This window comes from Micromonospora sp. NPDC006766 (genome assembly GCF_040636055.1).
Lineage (GTDB): Bacteria > Actinomycetota > Actinomycetes > Mycobacteriales > Micromonosporaceae > Micromonospora.
Map to the genome: position 1 here is coordinate 71,790 of NZ_JBEYIX010000002.1, position 23,072 is coordinate 94,861.

Consider the following 23,072-nt stretch of genomic DNA (forward strand, 5'->3'; position numbering starts at 1 on the left):
GCGGGTAATGGCCCGCAAAGCGGGGTTAGTCCCGGCCACCCCGCTACGCGAAGCGGCCCTAATCGGGAGGAAGTAGGTCTACTTCCGAGTTAGGTGAAGGCCGCCTCCAGGATGTCTAGGCCACGGGCCAGGTGCTCGTCGGAGATGACTAGTGGGGGGAGGAAGCGCAGCACGTTGCCGTAGGTGCCGCAGGTCAGGGTGAGGAGGCCGGCGGCGTGGCAGGCCGCCGAGATCGCCGCCGTGGCGGCCGGGTCCGGGGTCAGCGTGCCGGGCTGCACGATCTCCACGGCGAGCATCGCGCCGCGACCGCGTACCTCGGCGATCCGCGGGTCGCGGGCGGCGAGCGCGCGCAGCCGGTCGCCCATAGTCGCGCCGATCCGTCGGGCTGCGGCGGCCAGGTCCAGCTCGTGCATGGTCTCGATCGACGCGAGGGCGGCGGCGCAGGCGATCGGGTTGCCGCCGTACGTGCCGCCGAGGCCGCCCACGTGCACCGCGTCCATCAGCTCCGCCCGCCCGGTCACCGCAGCCAGCGGAAGCCCACCGGCGATGCCCTTGGCCAGGGTGATCAGGTCCGGCTCGACGCCCTCGTGCTGGCTGGCGAACCAGTCCCCGGTCCGGCAGAAGCCGGTCTGGATCTCGTCGGCGATGAAGACCACCCCGGCCGCCGTCGCCCACTCCCGCAACGCCGGCAGGAACCCCTCGGCGGGTACGACGAACCCGCCCTCGCCCTGGATCGGCTCGATCAGCAGCGCGGCCACGTTCTCCGCACCGACCTGCTTCTCCACCATCTCGATCGCCCGGGCGGCGGCGGTCGCCCCGTCCAGCCCGCCGTCGCGCAGCGGGTACGACATCGGCACCCGGTAGATCTCCCCGGCGAACGGCCCGAACCGGTGCTTGTACGGCATGTTCTTCGCGGTCAGCGCCATGGTCAGGTTGGTCCGACCGTGGTAGGCGTGGTCGAACACCACCACCGCGGGTCGCCCGGTGGCGTGTCGCGCGATCTTGACGGCGTTCTCCACCGCCTCGGCGCCCGAGTTGAACAGCGCCGTGCGCTTCTCGAAGCTGCCCGGGGTCAGCGCGTTGAGCTGCTCACAGACCGCCACGTACGACTCGTACGGGGCGACCATGAAGCAGGTGTGGGTGAAGCGTTCGACCTGCGCCTGCACCGCCGCCACCACGCGAGGGGCGGAGTTGCCCACGTTGGTGACCGCGATGCCGGCGGCGAAGTCGATCCACTCCCGCCCGTCGACGTCGGTGATGGTGCCGCCGCCCGCGTGGTCCACGTACGCCGGGATGACGCTGCCCACGCCGCGGGCGACCGCCGCGCCCCGGCGCTTGTGCAGTTCCTCGGAAGATGTCATGAGTGCTCAGCCCTCGATGTTGTGCATGACGTGCTTGATCCGGGTGTAGTCCTCGAGGCTGTAGACCGAGAGGTCCTTGCCGTGCCCCGAGTGCTTGAAGCCGCCGTGCGGCATCTCCGAGATGAACGGGATGTGGGTGTTCACCCAGACGCAGCCGAAGTCGAGCCGACGGGTCATCCGCATCGCCCGGCCGTGGTCCCTGGTCCAGACCGAGGCGGACAGGCCGTAGTCCACGCCGTTGGCCCAGCGCACCGCCTCGTCCTCGTCGGAGAACCGCTGGACGGTGATGACCGGCCCGAACACCTCCTGCTGGATGACCTCGTCCTGCTGGCGCACCCCGCTGACCACGGTGGGGGAGTAGAAGTAGCCCCGCGTGCCCTGCTGGGATCCCCCGGTCTCGACGGTGGCGTGGTCCGGCAGCCGGTCCACGAAACCGCGTACCCGGGCGAGCTGGTTGGCGTTGTTCAGCGGGCCGTAGAGCACGTCCTCGTCGTCCGGCGCGCCGGTCTTGGTGTTGCGGGCCTGCTCGGTGAGGGCGGCGACGAAGTCGTCGTAGACACCGGGGCCGGCGAGCACCCGGGTGGCGGCGGTGCAGTCCTGGCCGGCGTTGAAGTAGCCGCCCACCGCGACCGCCTCGGCCGCTGCCGCGATGTCCGCGTCGTCGAAGAGCACCACCGGGGCCTTGCCGCCCAGCTCCAGGTGGGTCCGCTTCAGGTCCGGGGCCGCCGCCGCCGCGACCTCCATGCCGGCCCGGGTCGAGCCGGTGATCGACACCAGCTGCGGGGTGGGGTGGGAGACGAGGGCGCGACCGGTGTCCCGGTCGCCGCAGACGACGTTGAACACGCCCGGCGGGAAGAACTCGGACGCGATCTCGGCCAGCAGCAGCGTCGACACCGGCGTGGTGTCCGACGGCTTGAGCACCACCGTGTTGCCGGCCGCCAGCGCCGGGGCGATCTTCCAGACCGCCATCATCAGCGGATAGTTCCACGGGGTGACCTGGGCGCAGACGCCGACCGGCTCGCGCCGCACGTACGAGGTGTGCCCGGCCAGGTACTCGCCGGCCGAGCGGCCCTCGAGCAGGCGGGCGGCGCCGGCGAAGAAGCGGAACTCGTCGACGGCCGGCGGCAGTTCCTCGTCGGCGGTGAGCTGGCGGGGCTTGCCGGTGTTGCGCACCTCGGCGTCGACCAGGTCGGCGGCGCGGGCCTCCACCGCGTCGGCGAGCTTGAGCAGGGCCTTCTGCCGCTCGGCCGGGGTGGTGTCCCGCCACGTCTCGAACGCCGTGGCGGCGGCCTTCATCGCCGCGTCCACGTCCGCGGCTCCGGAGACCGGCGCCTGGGCGAAGACCTCGCCCGTGCACGGGTCGATCAGGTCGGCGTAGCCGCCGTCCACCGGGTTGACGTACTCGCCGTTGACGAAGTTGCGCAGCTGCTGCTGATCACTCATCAGAATGTCTCCGAGGGTGGCCGGGGGGAAGGTTTGCGGAGGTTATCGCAATCTGACTGCCATCTTGGCCACTGAATCCGTAACAGACAAGGGTTGAGGCAACTGTTTCCGCGCGGGCTTGCGTCGTCTACGCTGCGGGTCGTGGAGCCGAGAGCCTTCTTTGTCGCCGGCCGCCCCGCCCACGGCGCGGGCGAGCTGACCGTCACCCACCCGTACGACGGCCGGACGGTGGGGCGTACCACCCTCGCCACGGCCGACCAGGTCGAAGCCGCCGTCGCGGCAGCCACCGGCGTGGCCCCGGCGGCCGCGGCCCTGCCCGCGCATGTGCGGGCGGCGGCCCTGGACCACGTCTCCCGGCGACTCGCCGAGCGCGCCGACGAGGTCGCGGCCCTGATCACCGCCGAGAACGGCAAGCCGGTCAAGTGGGCCAAGGCCGAGGTGGGCCGGGCGGTCTCCACCTTCCGGTGGGCGGCCGAGGAGGCCCGGCGCTTCTCGGGCGAGCTGCAGCGGCTGGACACCGACCCGGCGGCCACCGGACGGATCGCGCTGGTCCGGCGGGTACCTCGCGGCCCCGTCCTCGGCATCGCGCCGTTCAACTTCCCGCTTAACCTGGTCGCGCACAAGGTCGCCCCGGCCATCGCCGTCGGCGCGCCGATCGTCGTCAAGCCGGCCCCGGCCACCCCGCTGTCGGCGCTGCTGCTCGGCGAGATCCTCGCCGAGACCGAGCTGCCCGAGGGGATGTTCTCGGTGCTGCCGCTGCCCAATGAGCGCGCCGCCGAGCTGGTCGCCGACCCCCGGCTGCCGGTGGTGTCGTTCACCGGCTCCGGGCCGGTCGGCGCGGCCATCCGTCGGGCCGTCCCGGACAAGCACGTCACCCTCGAACTGGGCGGCAACGCGGCGGCGGTGATCTGCGAGGACTGGTCGTCCGACGAGGACCTGACCTTCGCGGCGCACCGGATCGCCACCTTCTCCAACTACCAGGCCGGGCAGTCGTGCATTGCCGTGCAGCGGGTCTACGTGCACGAATGGCTCTACGACGGCTTCCTGCCCCGGCTCGTCGCGGCGGTGCAGGAGCTGCGGACCGGGGATCCGGCCTCCGAGCTGACCGACGTCGGACCGCTGGTCTCCGTCGAAGCGGCCGAGCGCGTCGAGGCGTGGGTCGACGAGGCGGTCGCCGCCGGGGCCACCATCGAGGTCGGCGGCCGGCGGGAGGGCGCCACCTATCCGCCGACGGTGCTGTCCGGCGTGCCATCATCCACGAAGGTCTGCCGGGAAGAGGTCTTCGGGCCGGTGCTGGTGGTCAGCCCGATCGCGAACGACCAGGCCGCGTTCGCCGCGGTCAACGACTCGGCGTACGGGTTGCAGGCCGGCATCTTCACGCACAACCTGCAGACCGCGTTCCTCGCGTCCCGCACGCTGGAGGTCGGCGGGGTGATCGTCGGAGACGTGCCGTCGTACCGGGCCGACCAGATGCCGTACGGCGGGGTGAAGGGCTCCGGCGTCGGGCGGGAAGGGCTGCGCAGCGCGATGGAGGACTACACCGAGCCGCGTGTCCTGGTGCTCACCGGGCTGGCGCTCTGACCATCGGGTGCCGGCGGCCGACCATCACCAGCTGCCGTCGTCGCGTACCCGGGCGGGGGCGCGGCCGAGCAGGAGGGTGGTCAGGGCGGCGTCGATGTCCGGGCCGAGGAACCATTCTCCGGCCTGATCGAGTGCGAAGATCCGCCCGTGCTCGTCCACGGCGATGATGCTGTCACCGCGCTCGGTGCCGAGCGGAAACAGCCCTACGCCGAGCACCGCGCCGAAGTCAGCGAGCGTGTCGGCGCTGTGGGCCATGTCCCAGGGGTGAATGTCTACGCGAGAAATCCATACCTCCTCGCCAGGGCCCTGCCGGCGGCTCTCCAACCCTGGAAAGGAGGTGAGGGTCGACATGACTGCGGGAAAGACGGCATGGACGTGCCGCCGGCCGGTGACTGCGGTGACGTCTCGAACAGACGCTGCGGCCAGCACCTCGTCACCGAAGTGAGGGCGCCAGCCGGCTTCCACCAATGCATTCGCGACCTCGGTCGCAAACCGCCCCGGCTCTGGGTCGACCTGGGGGCGAGATCGCCACTCCTGCGCGTATGCCTGGTCGGACCATGGAAGTGCGTTGAGGCGCACCAGGAAGTTGATGCAGGAGTCGCAGGGCAGCTCCGCCGGCCCGCCCGCCGGATCGCCGGGTTCCCGGATCCGGAAAGACTCGATCCGACTGTCGCCCAAGATTTGTCTCGCCTCTTCGAACGTCAGCGGGGGAAGACCGTCGGCCGCTCGCCGGTGGTCTCGCTCGTGTAGCACGTCGGAGACGACAACCATTTCGGCGTGCCGCTCACCACCCCGAACGAGGTGGCCGGAGGGCAGCCCATCCAAATAGGACCGGACCAGTGGATGATGGTTCAGCTCGACGTCACCCTTCACCCCGAGGGCGACATGAACGCGGCCGTCGAGGGTGAGATGTGCTGCGGCCCCTGGTGTGGGCAGTCGGGTGATCTCGCGAAGCAACTGGCCTGCGGCGTCGACGGTGCGCGGCGCGCGCGGCTCCGGCGGCCGGCGCTGCCGGAACATCTGCGCAACGGCAGCGAGCGGCAGCCGTGGCCAGGTCGACACCTCGCCGGTCTCCTTGTCGACAACGGTGGTCGGCAAATCGCCGGGCAGGACGCGGGCCTCGGGCGCGACCGTGGACGTGATCAGGTAGCCCAGGTCGAATTCCTCGATCAGCGGCGTACACGGGTGCCCCAGGCGGTCGGAGTCCCGGCGGGCCCAGACGGCGGCGAGTTGCTCGGCCTGCTGTCGCTCGATCACAGTCCGAAACTACCGGACCCCACGGATTCCGTGGCGCCCGGTATGGTCGGCCCTACCGACGGTTACGGGGAGGGCGACGGTGGTCGACAGCGCGGATCGGGACGCGAACCGTGCGCTGCGCGCGCGCTTCGACGAGGTGTACGGCCAGTACCAGCGACTCCGGTCCGGATTGGACGAACTCCAGGGCAAGCTCGCCGAGTTGCGGGTGACCGAGCGCTCCGACGACGGTCAGGTGACCGTGGTGGCCGGGGCCCGGGGCGAGCTGATCAGCGTCGAGGTCGCACCCTCGGTCTTCCATGATCGAGACGCCAAGACGTTGAGCAGGAAGATCACCACGACTGTGCTGCGGGCCTCCGCCGCCGGGGTGACCGCGACCCAGGAACTTGTCGCCGGCTATCTGCCGCCCGGCTCGCCGTCGGTGGAGTTTCTGCGTACGAATGACTTCGGCGCACTGCTCGGCCGCGCGGACGCCGCTTTCTCGCGCGGCGAGTGACCACAGTGGCCGAGGGGCAGATCTGGCTGGACCCGGACCGGGCGCACCGTGGCGGCGTCGACCTGACGTTGGCGGGGGAGGCGGTCAGCGCTTCCCGGCGGGAGGCCGGCGGCGCGATCGCGGCGGCGAGCGCGCAGCGGCCGTGGGGCCGGGACGACATCGGCACCGCCTTCGACAAGCAGTACCGAGGCTACGAGGAGACGCTGCTGCGGGTCTGGGAGCTCCTGGGGCGGTCCCTCGAAGGGCTGGGTTCCGACGTGGTCCGGTCGGTGGCCGCCACCGTCGAGACCGACGAGTCCAGGGGTCGCCAACTAGGCGACATTCCGCACCAGCACCACACCTCGCACCGGCACAGGCGCTGACCTCCGGAGGACTCGCGCGTGAGCATGCTGCCCAGCCCGATTCCGCATCCGCTCGACTACTGCCCCTGGGACGTGCCCGGCTGGATCTACGAGGCGCTGGACTGGGTCATCGGCGTGGAGTGGCCCGACGGGAACGAACGCGCCGTCTGGGACATCGCCGACCTGTGGTACGGCGTCGCCGACGTGCTCGCCGGCCCGTTTCGCGACGCGACCGCCGCCGCCGGTGAGGTGCGTAGCGGCTACGGCGGAGTCGGCCTGGTGGCCGAGGCGTTCGACACCGCCTGGCACAAGCTGGCCGAGGGCGTGGACGCTCCGCTGCCCGTCCTGCTCGCGGTCAGCGGCGAGTTGGGCAAGCTGGTCGAGTCCTGCGGCTGCGACATCGAGGGCGCCAAGCTGGAGGCCTGGATCGAGCTGGGCATCCTGGTCATCGAGCTGCTCTCGTTGGCGGTGGCGGCTGTGCTCACCGCAGGTGCCGCCTCACCGGCCGCCGGGGCGGCCGTCGCCGCCAGCCGGCTGGCCGTGCAGCAGATCTTCAAGCGGCTCGTGGCGCAGCTGGCCCGCAAGGCCCTCAGGGAAGGGCTGAAGGAGGCCGGCGAACGGGCCGCGAAGGAGATCGGCAAGGGCGGCCTACGGGGGCTCGGTCGACGTGCGGTGCACGGCGGCCTCGTCGAGGCCGGGCAGGAGGCGGGCACCAGCCTGGCGACCCAGGCGTATCAGAACTCCACCGGACGCCGCGACGGCTTGGACCTAACCGACGTGAGCATGTCGGGGCTCGGTGGCTTCGCGGGTGGCGCGGCGGCGCCGCTCGCTGGGCTCGGGCGGCACGCCGACGGGCGTCTCACGCGGATCGGCGAGCACCTCGGGCGGGAGATGGCCGGCGAGACCCTGGCCGAGGGGGCCGCAGGGCTGGTCACCGGGCAGCACGTCTCGCTGGAGGACCTGGCGCGGGCGGCGGTCTCCGGCGTCAGCGGCTTCGCCACCGGTCAGGCCGATGCCGCCCTGCACCATCGGCTCGACGGCAAGCTGGCCGGCCTGCCGGCTGACCCGGCCCTTCCGCTGCCCGGGGCCGCCGACACGGGTAACCACATCCCGGCCCAGCGGACGCCCGAACCGATCGGCCCGGCTTCCCCCTCGCCCATCGAGGTCACTGCGTCCATGACCGAGCCCGCCGGCCTTACGCATTCCGCCACCACGGACCCTCGCGTCGCCGAACTGGCTGAATCCCGGCCGCTGGACCACGGAGCTTCGGGGGCAGGGCAGCATTCCTCACCCATGCAGGTGGAGCGGTCGGCGGATGGGACCGCGTTACCGGTGCACGCGGTGGCCGAGCCCGGTGCCCACCGGCCGCACCCCGAGGTCGCGGCCAGCCCCACGCTCTCTTCGGTCGCCGTCGAGTCGCCGGTCGCGGCCCCTCACCCGGTCATCGCCGATCCAAGGCTCGGTCCGGTCTCCGGGGGCGACGGTGGCACGCCAAGTCAGGTGGCTCCGGCGCAGGCGAGCGGGGCGTCCACGGTGGCAGGCGGACTCCCGACCGTCGCACCGCATTCGAACGCGCCGTCACCGTTGCCCACCGACCGGGTCTCCGCCGGGGCCGTGACCGTGCAGTCGGGCTCGCCGAACACGCCTCCGATCAGCCGGCCTGCGGCGGAGCCGATGGTCGGGCCGACGGTCACCGGCCCGGACAATCGGCCAACGCCGGACCCTCGTTTCCCGCTGCTCGAAGCGTTGGCCCCGGCCCCGCACCGGCCCGCCGACGGTCCGCCGCCAGCTCTACCGGGTCCCTTTGATCCGCTTCCGCCTCGCCAGCGGACGCCGGAAGAGCTGGCGGCGTGGCGCGCCGCAGAACGGGAAGCTCTCGACCGACGCCGCTACCAGAGCTACTTCCGGGACCAGCGCGTGTGGTACGAGGACAACCGGCGGCAGCAAAGGGCAGAGTGGCTCCGATACAAGGCTGACCGGCTCCACCGCTGGGCCGACGAATACGGCGAGAACGCGCAGCAGCTGCATCGAGCCGGTCATGACCTGCTTGCCCAGCGGTGGCAGAAGGCGGCATACGAGGCAAGCATCGAGGCCAACGAGTTGCGTGAGGAAACGCAGCGGGTCCTGGCCGGGTCGCAGGTGCCGGCCAAGGTGACGATCGAGGACGACGCCGACTTCTACCGGATCAACGACGATGTCGCAGACCTCGCGCCCGGCGCCGTGGAGACGCCGGACCGCTCCGCCCTCACCGGTGACGGTCACCCGCCGCCAATCGACCGCTCCCGCCGGTACGGCGTACGGGGTGGGTTGCGTCCGCCGCTCGCGCTGCACCAGACCGACCTGGAGCGGCAGATGCCGCGCAACCCGGACGGCACCGTGATGCGTACGGCCGATCCCCGGCACGGCGGCTGGTTCCGGCTCGCCAACGACGGTGGCCCGACGGCGGATGCCACCCGAGGAATCAACTGTCTCGACTGCACGCTGTCGCTCTACGAGACCTGGGTGCACGGCCGGCCGCGGGTTTCCGCGCCGCGTACCTTCGACGGCTACCTCCAGGGCGACGTCCACAGCCCCGTGGATGGCGAGGAGGACGGGCCGCGCCGCGTGGAGGCGGTCACCGGAGGACGGTTCCAGAAGCTGTGCGCCGACGCCGCTCCGGGGACCGAGCTCGACATGCGGCGGATGATCGAACGCGGCTACCAGGACCTGCACCGCCAACTGCTCGTGGGTGGGCACGGAAGCTACGCCTTCCTGGTCACCGCATGGCAGGGTGGCGGATCGCACGCCTGGGTGGCGCTGAACCAGAACGGCACGGTGCTCTACCTCGACCCGCAGTCGGATTTCGTCGCGGATCGCCCGCTCTACCCGCACAGCGGCACACGGCAGAAGAGCAACCCGATCGGGATTGACGCCCTGGTGCTTGGCCCGGACGGGCGGCCGATGCCGCTCGCCGGCCGGCCGCCCGGCGACTTCAGCGTCCTGCCCGAGCCGCTGGAACGACCAGACCCGCCCTGCCCGTCCGACCCGCCACGGCCCCCCGACCCGCCACGACCACTCGACGGCGCGGACGTGCCGGACTTCAATCATGTCCACCTGCTCGGGGAGTCGACGACGTTCCACCGGGCGGATGGCAGCTCGTCGCCGGGGAACGGGCCGGCCCCCGACACGGACGCCGTACGGTGTGCACACCTCGACGCCCATGCCGGACGGATCGCGGCCGGCCTGTTCGTGCACGATGCGATCGCGGCGAGCGGCAGTCTCGACGAGGTCTTCGCCGCCGGGGTGACCCCGGTCGAACTGGCGCAGCGCCTCGACGCCCCGACGCTGCGACGGCTGATGCCAGCGCTGGACGAAACGGCCGCCGGCGATCTGACGCGGCTGCTGACGGACCCGCGGGTCCAGCACATGCTCGACCAGACGTGGGAGGCGCCGCCGCGCGGCGAACCGCTGCTGGGCGAGAGGCTGGTGCAGCAGTTGGCGCAGCGGCCCGACCTGGCCCGGATGATCGTGGCGACCCCGGAGCTGGCCAACTCGCTGACCGCGCGACCGTTGACCCTGCACCATCTCGCCAGCCATCAGGAGGCGATCGACGTCCTCGGCGACGTTCTGAACGACATCGCCGAGCGCGGGGCGGCTGCGGTCGCCGCAGCGCCGACCCCACCCGTGCTGCCCACGCCGCTCACCGGCGAGCAACTGGAAATCAGCTCACACTTCAATGTCCCTCGCCCGCGCGCCTTCCAACCTGGCTTCGATCGGGGCCGACAGGGTGACGTCACCTACCAGCGGCAGTACCTCGACGGGCTGTACGAGGCTGCTGCCGCCGCGCAACTCGAGATCGACGCGTTGGGGCGTAGGTTGGCCGAGACATCGAGCGGCGCCGAGTATCGGCCGCGCCCTGAGCCCAAGGATCGAAAGCGGGCCGAGGACAAGGTCGCGCAGTACGACGGCAATGCCTCTCGCCTGCTGGATCTGGCGGCGGGCCGGATCTCCTACGAGCGGCTAGATGATCTTTATGCGGCTTTGGCCGCACTGCGGGGTGATCCGCGGGTGAGGATCGCCAGATTTGAGGACCGCTTCGTCAAACCACAGGAGAGTGGCTACCGGGACGTGCAGATCATGCTGCGGACCTCCTCCGGTCACCTCGCGGAATTCCGCTTGCAGCTCGCTGCGGTCGATGAGGTGGCGCAGTGGGAGCATTCCTTGTTCGAGGTGAGGCGCGACCTGGAAGCGGTCGCCCGGGAACGAGGACGTAGCGTGTCGGAGACGGAGTCAGCCATTCGTAAGGGCATCATCCAGCGCCAGCGGGAGCACTTCTGGGCTGCCCTGCAGTCGACTCTGACCGGAGGCAATCAGTGATCGGTGACGGGCAGAGCTTGGATCTCGCTGGCTACTACGACTACTACGAGTCGCCGGTGAAGATCGTGCCCACGCCGGAAGGTGGGCTCACCGCCTGGCGGCTGGATCGGTGGACGGGCGGCTGGAAGCCGGCCAACGACATCATCGACGAGATCCTTTTCGCCATGGATGGCGATATCTTCGTCCGTACCGCCGAGGAGTTCGTGCAGCGGACCGAGGCGGAGCGAGGACGCTACCTCAAGGGCGAGGGTCCGATTTTCGCTCTCTATGAGACGGTTCGGGCGATAGAGGACGTCGCCATTGCCGAAGGTCGCCCGTACACCCCAAAAGAGGCGGCGCTGGTCAAGGGCATCCGGCGGCGGACGTTCGTCATGTTCGAGGAGCAGTTGCGGCAGGCCGGAGATCCCGGTGCCGACCCGACCATCGCGACCGGCTGATGGCGGGGCGGACGTACAGCAAGCGGGAGCGGGCGATGGAGCGGATCGAGCGGGCGCGGGAGCTGTACGAGGAGGCGGTGTTCGGCGGCCGCAGCGCCGCGCTGGCCATCGCCGACCGGACACTGGACGCGGTCGAGGCGGATCTCGCGCTGGCCCGGGGCCGGGTGCTGCACGCGCGTTACCTGGAGGAGAAGGTCGAGGATCCGCGGGAGCTGGAGCTCCTCGAGCGGGCGGCCGAGTTGTACCAGCGGCTCGGTGACCCGCGTGGTGAAGGGGAAGCCTGGTTCTGGATGGGTTGCGTGCATCAGGTGATCCGCGGCGATGAGGAGGCGGCTGCTCCGGCCTTCGTGCGCGCCCGGGAATTGGCCACGCTGGCCAGCGACGAGCTGACCCTGTCGTACGTGTTGCGGCACATCGCGTTCCTGGACCGCGCCGCAGGCCGGCTCGACGTGGCCTGGGAGCGGATGGAGGAGTCGACCCGGTTGCGCCGGAAAGTGGAGTTCCTGCCCGGCGTCGCCGCGAACCTGGTCGCGCTCGGCTACCTCGCCGCCGAGGCGGGGCACCCCGACCGGGCGCTCGCTCTGGTGGACGAGGCCACGGCGGTCGCCGAGGCGTCCGCGGCGTACGGCATCCTGCGGTGGGCCGAGGAGGCGCGGGCAAACCTCTTTCCGTCTAGCAGCTGATCCGCTAGCTACGGTGAGCTGGTGACGGGTACGCGGAAGCATCAGGTCCCGTACGTGGCGCCGGCTGACGTCGCGGAGGCGCTGCGCGTACAGGACGAGTTGCGGTCGCGGGTGGACCTGGTCGGGCCGGGGCCGGCCGCACCCACGACGGTGGCCGGCCTCGATGTCGCGTACGCGGAGAGCGGTGACCGGCTCGCGGCGGCTGTAACGGTGCTGGACGCCACCACGCTGGCCGTGGTCGACGAGGCCGTCAGCGTCGGGCGACCCGCCTTCGGGTATGTGCCGGGGCTGTTCGCGTTCCGCGAGATGCCCGCGCTGCTGGCCGCCCTGGACCGGTTGACCGTGCGCCCCGAGCTGCTGGTCTGCGATGGCCACGGGCTGGCGCACCCGCGTCGGTTCGGGCTGGCCTGCCATCTCGGCCTGGTCACCGGTCTGCCCGCGATCGGGGTGGGGAAGACGCCGCTGGTCGGCGAGTGGGCGGAGCCGGGGCTGGAGCGGGGTGCCTGGACGCCGCTGTGTGACGGCGGTGAGGAGATCGGTCGGGTGCTGCGTACCCGGGACGGGGTGAAGCCGGTGTTCGTCAGTGTCGGTCACCGGATGGGCCTCGCCAACGCCGCCGACCGGGTGCTGGCGTTGACGCCCCGGTTCCGGCTGCCGGAGACCACCCGGACGGCCGACCGGTTGTCCCGGCGGGCGTTGGCCGCCGCGCTGGCCTGACGCCGGTCCGGCGTGTCGCGGCGCACATGTCGAGCGCTCGATGGGCGGATACCAACCTGGGCCGGTAGTAGCCTGACCCGGCGCACCCCGTCGGGGTGGGAACGGTGAGGTGGAGATGTCGATGAGGCGGCACGCCGCACGGCTGGCCATCTTCGGCGTGATGCTGTGCGGCCTGGTGGCCGTGGGGGCGCCCCCAGCGCTGGCCGCCGACGACCGGGTGCACGTTCGTGCGGCCCGCAGCTTCACCGTCGGCGGGTCATCGGAAACGGTCGCGCTGGAGGTGCGCAAGCGCACCGACGGCTGCGTGCAGCTGCGCACCGGTCTGGGGCTGCGGCTCGACGGTGTCCAGGCCGACCAGGTCCGGGTGGAGGTCAACGCCGGTGGGCGGTGGCAGCCGGTCGAGGTCTCCGGCGGCGACGGCGCGGTCGTCACGGCCGCCACCGCGCCGGACAAGCCGGCCCTCTGCAAGGGCAAGGGGACGACGGTCCGCTACCGGGTCGCCTTCCTGGCCGGCGCGCCGGGTGGTCGGCTGACCGTGGTTGGCGTCGCGAGCACCGCCGCCGGTCGTCTTCTCGGCCAGGCCGACGCCGCTGCTCGCATGGTGGGTGGGGCAAAGGCGGTGAGCCCTTCGCCGACGCGGAAGCCGTCCCCGACCCCGAGCGCCGCCGTCACCCCGTCGTCGGACGAGGATCCGCCGACCGCCGTGGTGGCCGCCGCCGTTCCGACCGTCGGGTCCCGCGCCGCCGCCGATTCGTCCTCCGGAGGTTCCCCAGTCATGTGGTTCGGCATCGGCCTGGTGCTCGTCGGCGTCGCCCTGATCGTGCTGCTGGTCCGGCGCAATCGCACGGACCGGGCCGACGAGCACGCGGACGCCTACCCACAGGTCCCGCTGGCCCGCGACGCGGGTGGCACCACATACCGGGCCGCGGCGCCGGCGGCGGCGGGACGGGTGTACGGGCAGAAGCCGCCAACTCCGACCGTCTATGGCGGGGGTTCGTCGCCCCGCCCAACCGGCAACGTGTATGGCGCGGCCGCGGCAAACCGGTCGGCCGGCGAGCCGTCCGCAGCCCCGGGCGGCGACGCGACCAGTGTGCTGCCCCACGAGCTCCGCTGAGCCGGGGCTGGACCGCCCATCGGGAGTTACGGTGACGGTGTGTGGCGGCGACCGACGCGAGTCGGTGCCACGGTGACCGGTGGGCGTAGAAGCCGGCGGATGGTCCAGCTGCGTGACGCGGCTTCCGTGCCGGTTCGCCGATAAGATCGCGTGCGCCGGTCGGCGCCGCCGACCGGTCAGACCGCATACGTGGAAGGAGCCGCGACGTGGCCCTGGACCCGCAGTTGCTCGAGATCCTCGCCTGCCCGGACACACACCACGCCCCGCTCGACTACGACCCGCAGGCCCAGACCCTGACCTGCACGGAATGCGGTCGGATCTTCGAGGTCCGCGACGACGTGCCGGTGCTGTTGCTGGACGAGGCGCGCGGTGGATCCGCGGCGGACGACGCGCGCGGCGGTTCCGCGCCGCAACGATGATCGAGGGTACGGCCGGGCTCAGCGGGCACCGGCACGCCGACGAGCCGCTGCTGGACAATCCCGACCTGCTGACCGAGCGGGATCCGGGCGGCATGCTCCGGTTCACCGCCTCCGCCGGTGCCCAGGTGCGGGAATCGGCCGCGCTGACCGCCGAGGCGAATCTGAGCGCGCTCGCCGACGAGGGACGACCGCGCGCGGTGGTCATCGCCGGCATCGGTACCGCTGGGCGGACCGGGGACGTGCTGGCGACGGTGGCCGGGCCGCGTTGTCCGGTGCCGGTGATCCCGCACAGTAGTGCCGGTGTGCCGGGCTGGGTGGGTGCGGCCGACGTGGTCATCGCGGTCAGCGCGTCGGGTCGCAGCCCAGAGGCGCTGGGCGCGGCCGAGGCCGCGCACCGGCGGGGTGCCCGTCTGGTCGCTGTCGGCGCTCCGGATTCGCAGCTCCAGTCGGTGGCCGAGCGGGCCCGGGCGCCGTTCATTCCGGTGCCTCGGCGCGCCCCGGCCCGGGCGAGTCTTTGGGCGCTCACCGTGCCGGTGCTGCTCGCGGCCCGTACGCTCGGGCTGGTCAAGGTGAACGAGGCGGACCTGGCCGAGACCGCGGCCCGGCTGGACGCGGACGCCGACCGCTGCCGCCCCGCCGCCGAGTCCTTCGTCAACCCGGCGAAGTCGCTGGCTCTGGGCCTGGCCGGGTCGATCCCGATCGTCTGGGGTTCGTCGCCGCTGGCCACCGTCGCCGCCCGCCGGTTCGGTGACACGCTCTCGGCCAACGCCCGCTACCCGGTGGTGACCGGGGCGCTGGGCGAGGCGGGGCGGGGCCGGGTCGGCCTGCTCGACGGGGTCTTCGGCGGGCTGGTTGAGGGGGATCGGGACATCTTCGCCGACCCGGACGAGGCCGGCACGGACGCCACCCGGCTGCGGTTGGTGCTGCTGCGTGACGGCGGGCTCACCGCGGGAGACGACACCGACGAGCCCCTCGCGGTGGAGGAGCGGCGGGCCGACGCGGTGCAGACCCTGGCCGAGCGGCGCGGGGTGCGCTGCGACGTGGTCACCGCCGAGGGCGGTTCCGCGCTGGAGCGGCTGGCTTCGCTGGTGGCGGTCCCGGACTTCACCTCGGTCTACCTGGCCTTGGCGCACGGCTTGGACCCGATGGCCGTGCCGGCCGTCTCGGAGATGAAGGAACTGGCGAATCAGTGAGCGAGCGGTGCGAGGTGGTGGCGTGAGCGAGCGGAGCGAGCGAGCCGTTGAGCTCAGTAGCGCGGTGCCTCGCGCCGCCGCCGAGCGGAGCGGGGTGGTGGCGTGAGCGCCAGTGGCGGGAAGAGGGCGATCATCGCCGCCCTTGCGGCGAACATCGGCATCGCCGTCACCAAGTTCGCCGCGTTCCTGCTGACCGGTTCCTCGTCGATGCTGGCCGAGGCCATCCACTCGGTGGCCGACTCCGGCAACCAGGGGCTGCTGCTGCTCGGCGGTCGGCGGGCCAAGCGGGCGGCGACGCCGCAGCATCCCTTCGGGTACGGCCGGGAGCGGTACATCTACGCGTTCATCGTGTCGATCGTGCTGTTCAGCGTCGGTGGCCTGTTCGCTCTCTACGAGGCCTACCACAAGTGGACCCACCCGGAGGCGATCACCAGCTGGCAGTGGGCGCCGGTAACCGTGCTGGTGGTCGCGGTCGGTATGGAGTCCTTCTCGTTCCGTACGGCAATGAAGGAGTCCAACCAGCTGCGGGGCAGCCAGTCGTGGGTGCGGTTCATCCGGCGGGCGAAGGCGCCCGAGCTGCCGGTGGTGCTGCTGGAGGATTTCGGCGCGCTGATCGGTCTGGTGTTCGCGCTGGTCGGCGTGGGGATGACCCTGGCCACCGGTAACGGCAGGTGGGATGCGTTCGGCACCCTGATGATCGGTCTGCTGCTGGTGACCATCGCGGTCATCCTCGCGGTCGAGACCAAGAGCCTGCTGATCGGGGAGGGTGCCGAGCCGAGGGACCTGGCCGCGATCGAGCAGGCCGTCACCGGCGGCCCGGAGGTCGAGCGGATCATCCACATGAAGACGCTCTACCTGGGCCCGGAGGAGCTGATGGTGGCCGCGAAGGTCGCGGTGGCGGCCTGTGAGACGGCCGAAGAGGTGGCCCGGGGCATCGACGCGGTCGAGGCGCGGATCCGCAGCGCGGTGCCGATCGCCCGGGTGATCTACCTGGAGCCGGACATCTACCGCGCGGCGGAGTCGGATCCCGGGCCCGCCGGAGCGTCCGGGCGGGCCGGGAGCTGACCGTGGAGCTGTTGCAGGGCCGGATCCGGGACTACGCCTGGGGCTCCCGTACTGCGATCGCCCAGTTACAGGGACGCCCGGTGCCGAGTGACGGGCCGGAGGCGGAGCTGTGGCTGGGCGCGCACCCGGACGGCCCGGCGACTGTGGAGCGGGACGGGACGCCGGTGAGCCTCACCGAGTTGCTGGTCGCCGAGCCGGACCACTGGTTGGGTGAGCGGCTCGTCGGCCGGTTCGGCATTCGGTTGCCGTTTTTGCTGAAGGTGCTGGCCGCGGACGCTCCGTTGAGCCTGCAGGCGCATCCGGACGCCGAACAGGCCCGGGCGGGGCACGCGGCCGACGCGGACCGGGTCAATTACGTGGACCCGTACCACAAGCCGGAGTTGCTGGTGGCGCTGTCGGAGTTCGACGCGCTCTGTGGGTTCCGCGACCCGGCCGTGTCGGCGGCGGCGCTCGCCGCGTTCGGCGTGCCGGCGCTGGAACCGGTCGTGGCGGCGCTACGGGCCGGGCCGGCGGGGCTGCGGGAGGCCGTACGCCTGCTGTTGAGCTGGCCGGATGCGGAGCGGCCCGGGCTGTTGGCGGACGTGCTGGCGGCGGAGGCTGCCGGGCCGGAGGCGACGCTGGCCCGCGGCCTGGCGGCCGACTACCCGGCCGATCCGGGGGTGCTGGTGGCGTTGCTGCTGCACCACGTGCGGCTGGCGCCGGGCGAGGCGATCTGGATGCCGGCCGGCAACCTGCACGCCTACCTGTGGGGCACCGGCGTGGAGATCATGGCGGCCAGTGACAACGTGCTGCGCGGCGGTCTCACGCCGAAGCGGGTCGACGTGCACGAGTTGCTGCGGGTACTGCGGTTCGAGGTGCTCGCCGAGCCGGTGATCGCGCCGGTGTCGGTTGCGCCCGGGGTGGTGACCTGGCCGGTGCCGGTCGAGGATTTCGCGCTGCACCGGGTCGAGTTGGCGGCCGGTTGTCCGCGGGCGCGGCTGGCGTTGCCGGGGCCGCGGGTGGTGCTCTGTCGGGCCGGCCGGCTCGCCGTCGACGACGGGGTGGGCACGGTCGTGCTCGAGCCGGGGCAGGCGGCGGTGGGGTCTGCGGTGGGCGGTCCGCTGGTCATCGACGGTGAGGGCGAGGCGTTCGTCGCCAGCTGCGGCCTGCGCTGAGTGCGGAAGAAAATTGGACGAGTCCGACTTTCCCGGAATAGCTTGACGCGGCCTTCGCTCAGTGTGACTCTATGAGTGCGCAGCGTTGTCGCGATGAAGGTCTCGGTAACGCGCGGGGAACCAAACCGGGGGGATGCACGGGGCGGTCGGGCCGTGGGCGGAAAGTCTGTCCATGACCGACCGCCCCGTGCGCTGTTTACCGATCGGGCCGGACCTCATCGGAAACCGCGCATGGGTGAAGAAGGCCACGCGCGTAAGGTAAAAAGCTGCGCAGCACTTCGTTTGACAGGAGTTTCTATGACCAGCACCCTCCCGGCGGCCTTCAGTGGCGCGTCGTCCGGAGCCCGGCCGAGCACCCTCGCCGGGGGCGACTACAAGGTGGCGGATCTGTCGCTCGCCGAGTTCGGGCGTAAGGAGATCCGGCTCGCCGAGCATGAGATGCCCGGGCTGATGGCGATTCGGCGCGAGTTCGCCGAGGCGCAGCCGTTGGCCGGCGCGCGTATCACGGGTTCGCTGCACATGACGATCCAGACCGCTGTTCTGATCGAGACCCTGGTCGCGCTGGGCGCGCAGGTGCGGTGGGCGTCCTGCAACATCTTCTCCACCCAGGACCACGCCGCCGCGGCGATCGTCGTCGGCCCGGACGGCACTCCCGAAGCCCCGGCCGGCGTTCCGGTCTACGCCTGGAAGGGCGAGACCCTGGAGGAGTACTGGTGGTGCACCGAGCAGGTGCTGACCTGGCCGGACGGGCAGGCCCCCAACATGATCCTCGACGACGGCGGAGACGCCACCCTGCTCGTGCACAAGGGTGTCGAGTTCGAGAAGGCCGGCGTCGTGCCGCCGGTCGAGTCGGCTGACTCCGAGGAGTACGCGGTCATTCTCGGGCTGCTGCACCGGTCGCTGGCCGAGGACGGCCAGCGTTGGACGCGGATCGCCGCCGGCATCAAGGGTGTCACCGAGGAGACCACCACCGGTGTGCACCGGCTCTACGAGATGCACCGGGCCGGCACGCTGCTGTTCCCGGCGATCAACGTCAACGACTCGGTGACCAAGAGCAAGTTCGACAACAAGTACGGCTGCCGCCACTCGCTGATCGACGGCATCAACCGGGCTACCGACGTGCTGATCGGCGGCAAGATGGCCGTCGTGCTCGGCTACGGCGACGTGGGCAAGGGCTGCGCCGAGTCGCTGCGCGGCCAGGGCGCCCGGGTCGTGGTGACCGAGGTCGACCCGATCTGCGCGCTGCAGGCGGCGATGGACGGCTACCAGGTCTCGACGCTGGACGACGTGGTCGAGCAGGCCGACATCTTCATCACCGCCACCGGCTGCTTCGACGTCATCACCAACGAGCACATGGCCCGGATGAAGCACCAGGCCATCGTCGGCAACATCGGCCACTTCGACAACGAGATCGACATGGCCGGCCTGGCGAAGCGCTCGGACGTCACTCGGGAGAACATCAAGCCGCAGGTCGACCTCTGGAAGTTCGCCGACGGCCACGCCATCATCGTGCTCTCCGAGGGCCGCCTGCTGAACCTGGGCAACGCGACCGGGCACCCGAGCTTCGTGATGTCCAACTCGTTCGCCAACCAGACGATCGCCCAGATCGAGCTCTACACCAAGACCGAGGAATACCCGGTCGGCGTGTACGTGCTCCCCAAGCACCTGGACGAGAAGGTCGCCCGGCTGCACCTGGACGCGCTCGGCGCCAAGCTGAGCACCCTCACCAAGGAGCAGGCCGCCTACCTCGGCGTGCCGCAGGAGGGCCCGTTCAAGCCGGAGCACTACCGGTACTGAGAGCCACGCCCGGAGGGGACCGGGGTCGGCCGCCGTGCGGTCGTCCCGGTCCCTTTCGCGTACGCGGGTGTCTGTCAGCCGTCCCACCGGGTGACGTTGTCGTGAACGACTTGACGCGACCCCCGATCGGGAGGAAGGTATGGCTGCCCTAACTTAGCTGAGGCGTGCCTAACTTAGACGGAGTACCGATGTTCGCCACGTACCTGATCGGCCTGCGGGAGGGCCTGGAGGCGACCCTGGTGGTCAGCATCCTGGTCGCCTTCCTGGTCAAGTCGGACCGCCGCAACCGGCTGCCGCACGTGTGGCTCGGGGTCGGTCTGGCGGTGGCCCTGTCGGTCTTCTTCGGCTGGATGATCGAGTACACCTCGAGCGCGCTGCTCAACACCTCGAAGCAACGCGAACTCTTCGACGCGGTCACCTCGATCGCCGCGGTGGTCTTCGTCACCTGGATGGTTTTCTGGATGCGCAAGGCCGCCCGCAGCATCGCCGGCGAGCTGCGCGGCAGGCTTTCCGAGGCGCTCGCCGTCGGCGCGTTCGCGGTGACCGGGATGGCCTTCCTCGCGGTGATCCGGGAGGGCCTGGAGACCGCGCTGATCTTCTACTCCGCCGCCGAGAGCGCGGCCGGTGGCGCGGGCCGCGACCCGCTGCTCGCGCTGATCGGTGGTGTCACCACCGCCGTGGTGATCGGCTTCCTGCTCTACCGCAGCGCCCTCCGGCTCAACCTGGGCAGGTTCTTCACCTGGACCGGCGCGCTGCTGATCCTGGTCGCCGCCGGCATCTTCAAGTACGGCGTGCACGACTTCCAGGAGGCCGACGTGCTGCCCGGCCTGAACAACCACGCCTTCGACATCTCCTCGGTGCTCGACCCGGGCAGTTGGTACGCGACGCTGCTGAGCGGCATGTTCAACATCACTGCCGCGCCGAGTGTGCTCGAGATGGTCGCCTGGGTGGCGTACGCGGTGCCGGTGATGGCGCTGTTCCTGCGCAAGCCGAGCAGCCCGGGCAAGCCGGCTGCGCCGGCCGCGACTCCCACCGTCACCCCCCAGAGCGCCTGACCGTCCCGCCTCAGAGGAGACCAGAACCGATGCGTACCAGTCGATTCGTCGTGCCGGCCGCTGCCGGGCTGCTCGCCGTCGCCGGCCTGGCCGGCTGTGGGGGCGGCGACAAGAAGGACGCGAAGGACAGGCCGATCGAAGTCAAGGCCACCGATACCGTCTGTGAGGTCGCCGTGACCGAGGTCGAGGCCGGTCAGGTGGCCTTCGCCATCACCAACTCCGGTTCCAAGGTCAACGAGTTCTACGTATACGGCGCCGGCGACCGGGTGATGGGCGAGGTGGAGAACATTGCCCCGGGGCTGAGCCGTGAGCTGCGGGTCGAACTGTCCGCCGGGACGTACGAGACGGCCTGCAAGCCCGGAATGATCGGCCGGGGTATCCGGGGCGCGTTGAAGGTCACCGGCAACGCCCCGAGCGTGGCGCCCGACGCCGCGCTGGCCGAGGCCACCGCCAGCTATCAGCGGTACGTGAAGAGTCAGACCGACGCGCTGTTGACCAAGACCGAGGAGTTCGTGGCCGCGGTCAAGGCCGGCGACGTGGCGAAGGCCAAGGCGCTGTATCCGGTGGCCCGCACCTACTGGGAGCGGATCGAGCCGGTCGCGGAGAGCTTCGGCGATCTCGACCCGAAGATCGACGGCCGGGAGGAGGTCATCGAGGAGGGCATGGAGTTCACCGGCTTCCACCGGCTGGAGAAGGACCTCTGGACGACCGGCGACATCAGCAAGGACGGCCCGATCGCTGACCAGCTGCTCGTCGACGTGACGGAGCTCGTGGCCCGGGCCAACGCGGAGAAGCTCACCCCGCTCCAGCTCGCCAACGGCGCCAAGGCGCTCCTGGACGAGGTTGCCAGCGGCAAGATCACCGGTGAGGAGGAACGCTACTCGCACACCGATCTCTGGGACTTCAACGCCAACCTGGAGGGCTCCAAGGCGGCCATCGCCGCGCTGCGCCCGGCGCTGGAGCAGCGCGCTCCTGAGCTGGTCAAGCAGCTCGACACCGAGTTCGCCAACGCCGAGGCCGCCCTCGGCAGGCATCGGGCCGGTGACGGCTGGAAGCTGCACACCCAGCTCAGCGAGGCCGAGCTGAAGGAGTTGTCGGACAGCATCAACGCGCTGGCCGAACCGGTCAGCAAGGTCGCTGCGGTCGTCGCCCGGTGACGACCGGGCCGGAAGGTAAAGCGATGAGCGAGCGGAGCGAGGCGGCACCCGCCGAGGCCCCACGCCGGGCCACCCTGTCCCGGCGGCGGGCCCTCACCCTGGCCGGGGTCGGCGCCGCCGGCGTCGCCGGGGTGGCGGCCGGCGCGGGTGCCCTGAGCGGCGGCGACACCCACGCGGCCGCCACCGACGCGGCCGCCGGGGCGGTGCCGTTCCACGGCGAGCGCCAGGCCGGCATCACCACTCCCGCTCAGGACCGGCTGCACTTCGTCGCCTTCGACGTGATCACCAAGGACCGGGCGAGGCTTATCGCGCTGCTGCAGGAGTGGACCGCCGCCGCGGCCCGGATGACCGCCGGCAAGGACGCCGGGCTGCTCGGCGCGGTCGGCGGCCTGCCGGAGGCCCCGCCGGACGACACCGGTGAGGCCCTCGGGCTGCCCCCGTCGCAGCTCACCCTCACCATCGGCTTCGGTCCGACGCTGTTTCGCGACGCCCAGGGCACGGACCGGTTCGGCATCGCCGACCGGCGTCCCGCCGCCCTGGCCGACCTGCCGCACTTCGCCGGGGACGCGCTCAAGCCGGAGATCTCCGGCGGCGACATCTGCGTCCAGGCCTGCGCCAACGACCCGCAGGTGGCGGTGCACGCCGTCCGCAACCTGGCCCGCATCGGGATGGGCGTGGTCAGCGTCCGCTGGTCGCAGCTCGGCTTCGGGCGTACGTCGTCGACGTCGCGGGACCAGGCCACCCCGCGCAACCTGTTCGGCTTCAAGGACGGCACCGCCAATCTGAAGGCCGAGGACGCGGGGCTGTTGCGCGAGCACCTGTGGGCGCAGCCGGGCGACGGGCCGGACTGGATGACCGGCGGTTCTTACCTGGTCACCCGGAAGATCCGGATGTTGATCGAGACGTGGGACCGCAGCTCCCTGGCCGAGCAGGAGCAGATCGTCGGGCGGACCAAGGGCGTCGGCGCGCCGCTGGGCAAGGCCCGCGAGTTCGACGAGCCGGACCTCGCCGCCAAGAACGACGACGGGGAACCGCTCATCGCCGAGGACGCGCACGTCCGGCTCGCCCACCCGGACCAGAACGGCGGTGCGCGTCTGCTGCGCCGTGGCTACAACTTCGTCGACGGCTCGGACGGGCTGGGACGGCTGGACGCCGGGCTCTTCTTCATCGCGTACCAGCGCGACCCGCGCCGGCAGTTCGTGCCGATCCAGACCCGACTCGCCCGCCAGGACGCGATGAACGAGTATTTGCGCCACGTCTCCAGCGGGCTGTTCGCCTGCCCGCCGGGCGTCCGCGACGCCGCCGACTGGTGGGGCGGCACGCTCTTCTCCTGACCGGCCCCACCGGGGCCCGGTGGGGTCCGACCAGGGCATCGGTTCGGGGCGGAAGTGGCGGCAACGACGCGCCCGGGGGATCATGGTGGCACGGCCGGTCCTGTCGAACCCGCAC

19 protein-coding genes are annotated in these 23,072 nt (G+C 71.4%); 16 read left to right on the forward strand and 3 right to left on the reverse strand.

What is annotated here, in order from left to right:
* Positions 1 to 89 precede the first annotated feature (89 nt).
* Together gabT and ABZ671_RS04060 are read right to left on the reverse strand one after the other, a co-directional pair.
* Entirely contained in the window at positions 90 to 1,361 is a 1,272-nt protein-coding gene (gene gabT / locus ABZ671_RS04055; RefSeq protein WP_357850856.1) for a 4-aminobutyrate--2-oxoglutarate transaminase, read from the reverse strand.
* A gap of 6 nt (positions 1,362 to 1,367) precedes the next feature.
* Complete coding sequence (locus ABZ671_RS04060) at positions 1,368 to 2,804, reverse strand: gamma-aminobutyraldehyde dehydrogenase (protein ID WP_357850860.1); 1,437 nt, start codon at positions 2,802 to 2,804, stop codon at positions 1,368 to 1,370.
* Between the two features lie 141 nt (positions 2,805 to 2,945).
* Here ABZ671_RS04060 and ABZ671_RS04065 point away from each other — a divergent pair, with 141 nt between their 5' ends.
* Positions 2,946 to 4,385 carry an aldehyde dehydrogenase family protein gene (locus ABZ671_RS04065; protein WP_357850863.1) on the forward strand — a complete coding sequence of 480 codons (1,440 nt, stop codon included), beginning with the start codon at positions 2,946 to 2,948 and terminating at the stop codon, positions 4,383 to 4,385.
* Positions 4,386 to 4,409: 24 nt separating this feature from the next.
* On the opposite strand, the gene ABZ671_RS04070 is transcribed toward ABZ671_RS04065, so the two are convergent.
* The gene (locus ABZ671_RS04070; protein ID WP_357850867.1) at positions 4,410 to 5,642 is read right to left on the reverse strand and encodes an SUKH-3 domain-containing protein; all 1,233 of its coding nucleotides are present in this window, start codon (positions 5,640 to 5,642) and stop codon (positions 4,410 to 4,412) included.
* Between the two features lie 79 nt (positions 5,643 to 5,721).
* Between ABZ671_RS04070 and ABZ671_RS04075 the strand changes: the two genes are divergently transcribed.
* From ABZ671_RS04075 to efeB, 15 genes are all read left to right on the forward strand, one after another.
* Positions 5,722 to 6,135: a YbaB/EbfC family nucleoid-associated protein gene (locus ABZ671_RS04075; RefSeq protein ID WP_357850870.1), complete on the forward strand. Its 414-nt coding sequence runs from the start codon at positions 5,722 to 5,724 to the stop codon at positions 6,133 to 6,135.
* Positions 6,132 to 6,497, forward strand: coding sequence for a hypothetical protein (locus ABZ671_RS04080; RefSeq protein ID WP_357850874.1), 366 nt, complete (start codon positions 6,132 to 6,134; stop codon positions 6,495 to 6,497). Before ABZ671_RS04075 ends, ABZ671_RS04080 begins: the two co-directional genes overlap by 4 nt.
* A 24-nt stretch (positions 6,498 to 6,521) precedes the next feature.
* Positions 6,522 to 10,832, forward strand: a complete 4,311-nt coding sequence (locus tag ABZ671_RS04085) for a toxin glutamine deamidase domain-containing protein (protein ID WP_357851702.1) — start codon at positions 6,522 to 6,524, stop codon at positions 10,830 to 10,832.
* A complete protein-coding gene (locus ABZ671_RS04090; RefSeq protein ID WP_357850877.1) occupies positions 10,829 to 11,269 on the forward strand; it encodes a hypothetical protein in 441 nt (146 codons plus the stop codon). Before ABZ671_RS04085 ends, ABZ671_RS04090 begins: the two co-directional genes overlap by 4 nt.
* Complete coding sequence (locus ABZ671_RS04095) at positions 11,269 to 11,952, forward strand: tetratricopeptide repeat protein (protein ID WP_357850880.1); 684 nt, start codon at positions 11,269 to 11,271, stop codon at positions 11,950 to 11,952. Before ABZ671_RS04090 ends, ABZ671_RS04095 begins: the two co-directional genes overlap by 1 nt.
* 21 nt (positions 11,953 to 11,973) lie before the next feature.
* On the forward strand, positions 11,974 to 12,669 hold the full coding sequence (gene nfi / locus ABZ671_RS04100; protein ID WP_357850884.1) for a deoxyribonuclease V: 696 nt from the start codon (positions 11,974 to 11,976) through the stop codon (positions 12,667 to 12,669).
* A gap of 121 nt (positions 12,670 to 12,790) precedes the next feature.
* Positions 12,791 to 13,783 carry a hypothetical protein gene (locus ABZ671_RS04105; RefSeq protein ID WP_357850887.1) on the forward strand — a complete coding sequence of 331 codons (993 nt, stop codon included), beginning with the start codon at positions 12,791 to 12,793 and terminating at the stop codon, positions 13,781 to 13,783.
* Positions 13,784 to 13,989: 206 nt separating this feature from the next.
* On the forward strand, positions 13,990 to 14,202 hold the full coding sequence (locus tag ABZ671_RS04110; RefSeq protein WP_357850890.1) for a Trm112 family protein: 213 nt from the start codon (positions 13,990 to 13,992) through the stop codon (positions 14,200 to 14,202).
* Positions 14,199 to 15,395 carry an SIS domain-containing protein gene (locus ABZ671_RS04115; protein ID WP_357850894.1) on the forward strand — a complete coding sequence of 399 codons (1,197 nt, stop codon included), beginning with the start codon at positions 14,199 to 14,201 and terminating at the stop codon, positions 15,393 to 15,395. Before ABZ671_RS04110 ends, ABZ671_RS04115 begins: the two co-directional genes overlap by 4 nt.
* Before the next feature lie 102 nt (positions 15,396 to 15,497).
* Positions 15,498 to 16,460, forward strand: a complete 963-nt coding sequence (locus ABZ671_RS04120) for a cation diffusion facilitator family transporter (RefSeq protein WP_357850898.1) — start codon at positions 15,498 to 15,500, stop codon at positions 16,458 to 16,460.
* Positions 16,461 to 16,462: 2 nt separating this feature from the next.
* Positions 16,463 to 17,614: a mannose-6-phosphate isomerase, class I gene (gene manA / locus ABZ671_RS04125; protein WP_357850900.1), complete on the forward strand. Its 1,152-nt coding sequence runs from the start codon at positions 16,463 to 16,465 to the stop codon at positions 17,612 to 17,614.
* A gap of 297 nt (positions 17,615 to 17,911) precedes the next feature.
* A complete protein-coding gene (gene ahcY, locus ABZ671_RS04130; RefSeq protein WP_357850903.1) occupies positions 17,912 to 19,411 on the forward strand; it encodes an adenosylhomocysteinase in 1,500 nt (499 codons plus the stop codon).
* A 188-nt stretch (positions 19,412 to 19,599) separates the two neighbouring features.
* Positions 19,600 to 20,466 (forward strand): iron uptake transporter permease EfeU, encoded by an 867-nt coding sequence (gene efeU / locus ABZ671_RS04135; RefSeq protein ID WP_357850907.1) that lies wholly within the window; start codon positions 19,600 to 19,602, stop codon positions 20,464 to 20,466.
* A gap of 29 nt (positions 20,467 to 20,495) precedes the next feature.
* Complete coding sequence (gene efeO, locus ABZ671_RS04140) at positions 20,496 to 21,623, forward strand: iron uptake system protein EfeO (protein ID WP_357850910.1); 1,128 nt, start codon at positions 20,496 to 20,498, stop codon at positions 21,621 to 21,623.
* A 23-nt stretch (positions 21,624 to 21,646) separates the two neighbouring features.
* Positions 21,647 to 22,957, forward strand: coding sequence for an iron uptake transporter deferrochelatase/peroxidase subunit (efeB, locus tag ABZ671_RS04145; RefSeq protein WP_357850913.1), 1,311 nt, complete (start codon positions 21,647 to 21,649; stop codon positions 22,955 to 22,957).
* Positions 22,958 to 23,072 lie beyond the last annotated feature (115 nt).

What these genes read in the sequence shown, in the direction of transcription:
- efeU (WP_357850907.1), top strand. Translation starts at nt 19,600, where the DNA reads ATGTTCGCCACGTACCTGATCGGCCTGCGGGAGGGCCTGGAGGCGACC.
- ABZ671_RS04060 (WP_357850860.1), bottom strand. Translation starts at nt 2,804, where the DNA reads ATGAGTGATCAGCAGCAGCTGCGCAACTTCGTCAACGGCGAGTACGTC.
- ABZ671_RS04085 (WP_357851702.1), top strand. Translation starts at nt 6,522, where the DNA reads ATGCTGCCCAGCCCGATTCCGCATCCGCTCGACTACTGCCCCTGGGAC.
- ABZ671_RS04115 (WP_357850894.1), top strand. Translation starts at nt 14,199, where the DNA reads ATGATCGAGGGTACGGCCGGGCTCAGCGGGCACCGGCACGCCGACGAG.
- ABZ671_RS04105 (WP_357850887.1), top strand. Translation starts at nt 12,791, where the DNA reads ATGAGGCGGCACGCCGCACGGCTGGCCATCTTCGGCGTGATGCTGTGC.
- ahcY (WP_357850903.1), top strand. Translation starts at nt 17,912, where the DNA reads ATGACCAGCACCCTCCCGGCGGCCTTCAGTGGCGCGTCGTCCGGAGCC.
- efeO (WP_357850910.1), top strand. Translation starts at nt 20,496, where the DNA reads ATGCGTACCAGTCGATTCGTCGTGCCGGCCGCTGCCGGGCTGCTCGCC.
- efeB (WP_357850913.1), top strand. Translation starts at nt 21,647, where the DNA reads ATGAGCGAGCGGAGCGAGGCGGCACCCGCCGAGGCCCCACGCCGGGCC.
- gabT (WP_357850856.1), bottom strand. Translation starts at nt 1,361, where the DNA reads ATGACATCTTCCGAGGAACTGCACAAGCGCCGGGGCGCGGCGGTCGCC.
- ABZ671_RS04095 (WP_357850880.1), top strand. Translation starts at nt 11,269, where the DNA reads ATGGCGGGGCGGACGTACAGCAAGCGGGAGCGGGCGATGGAGCGGATC.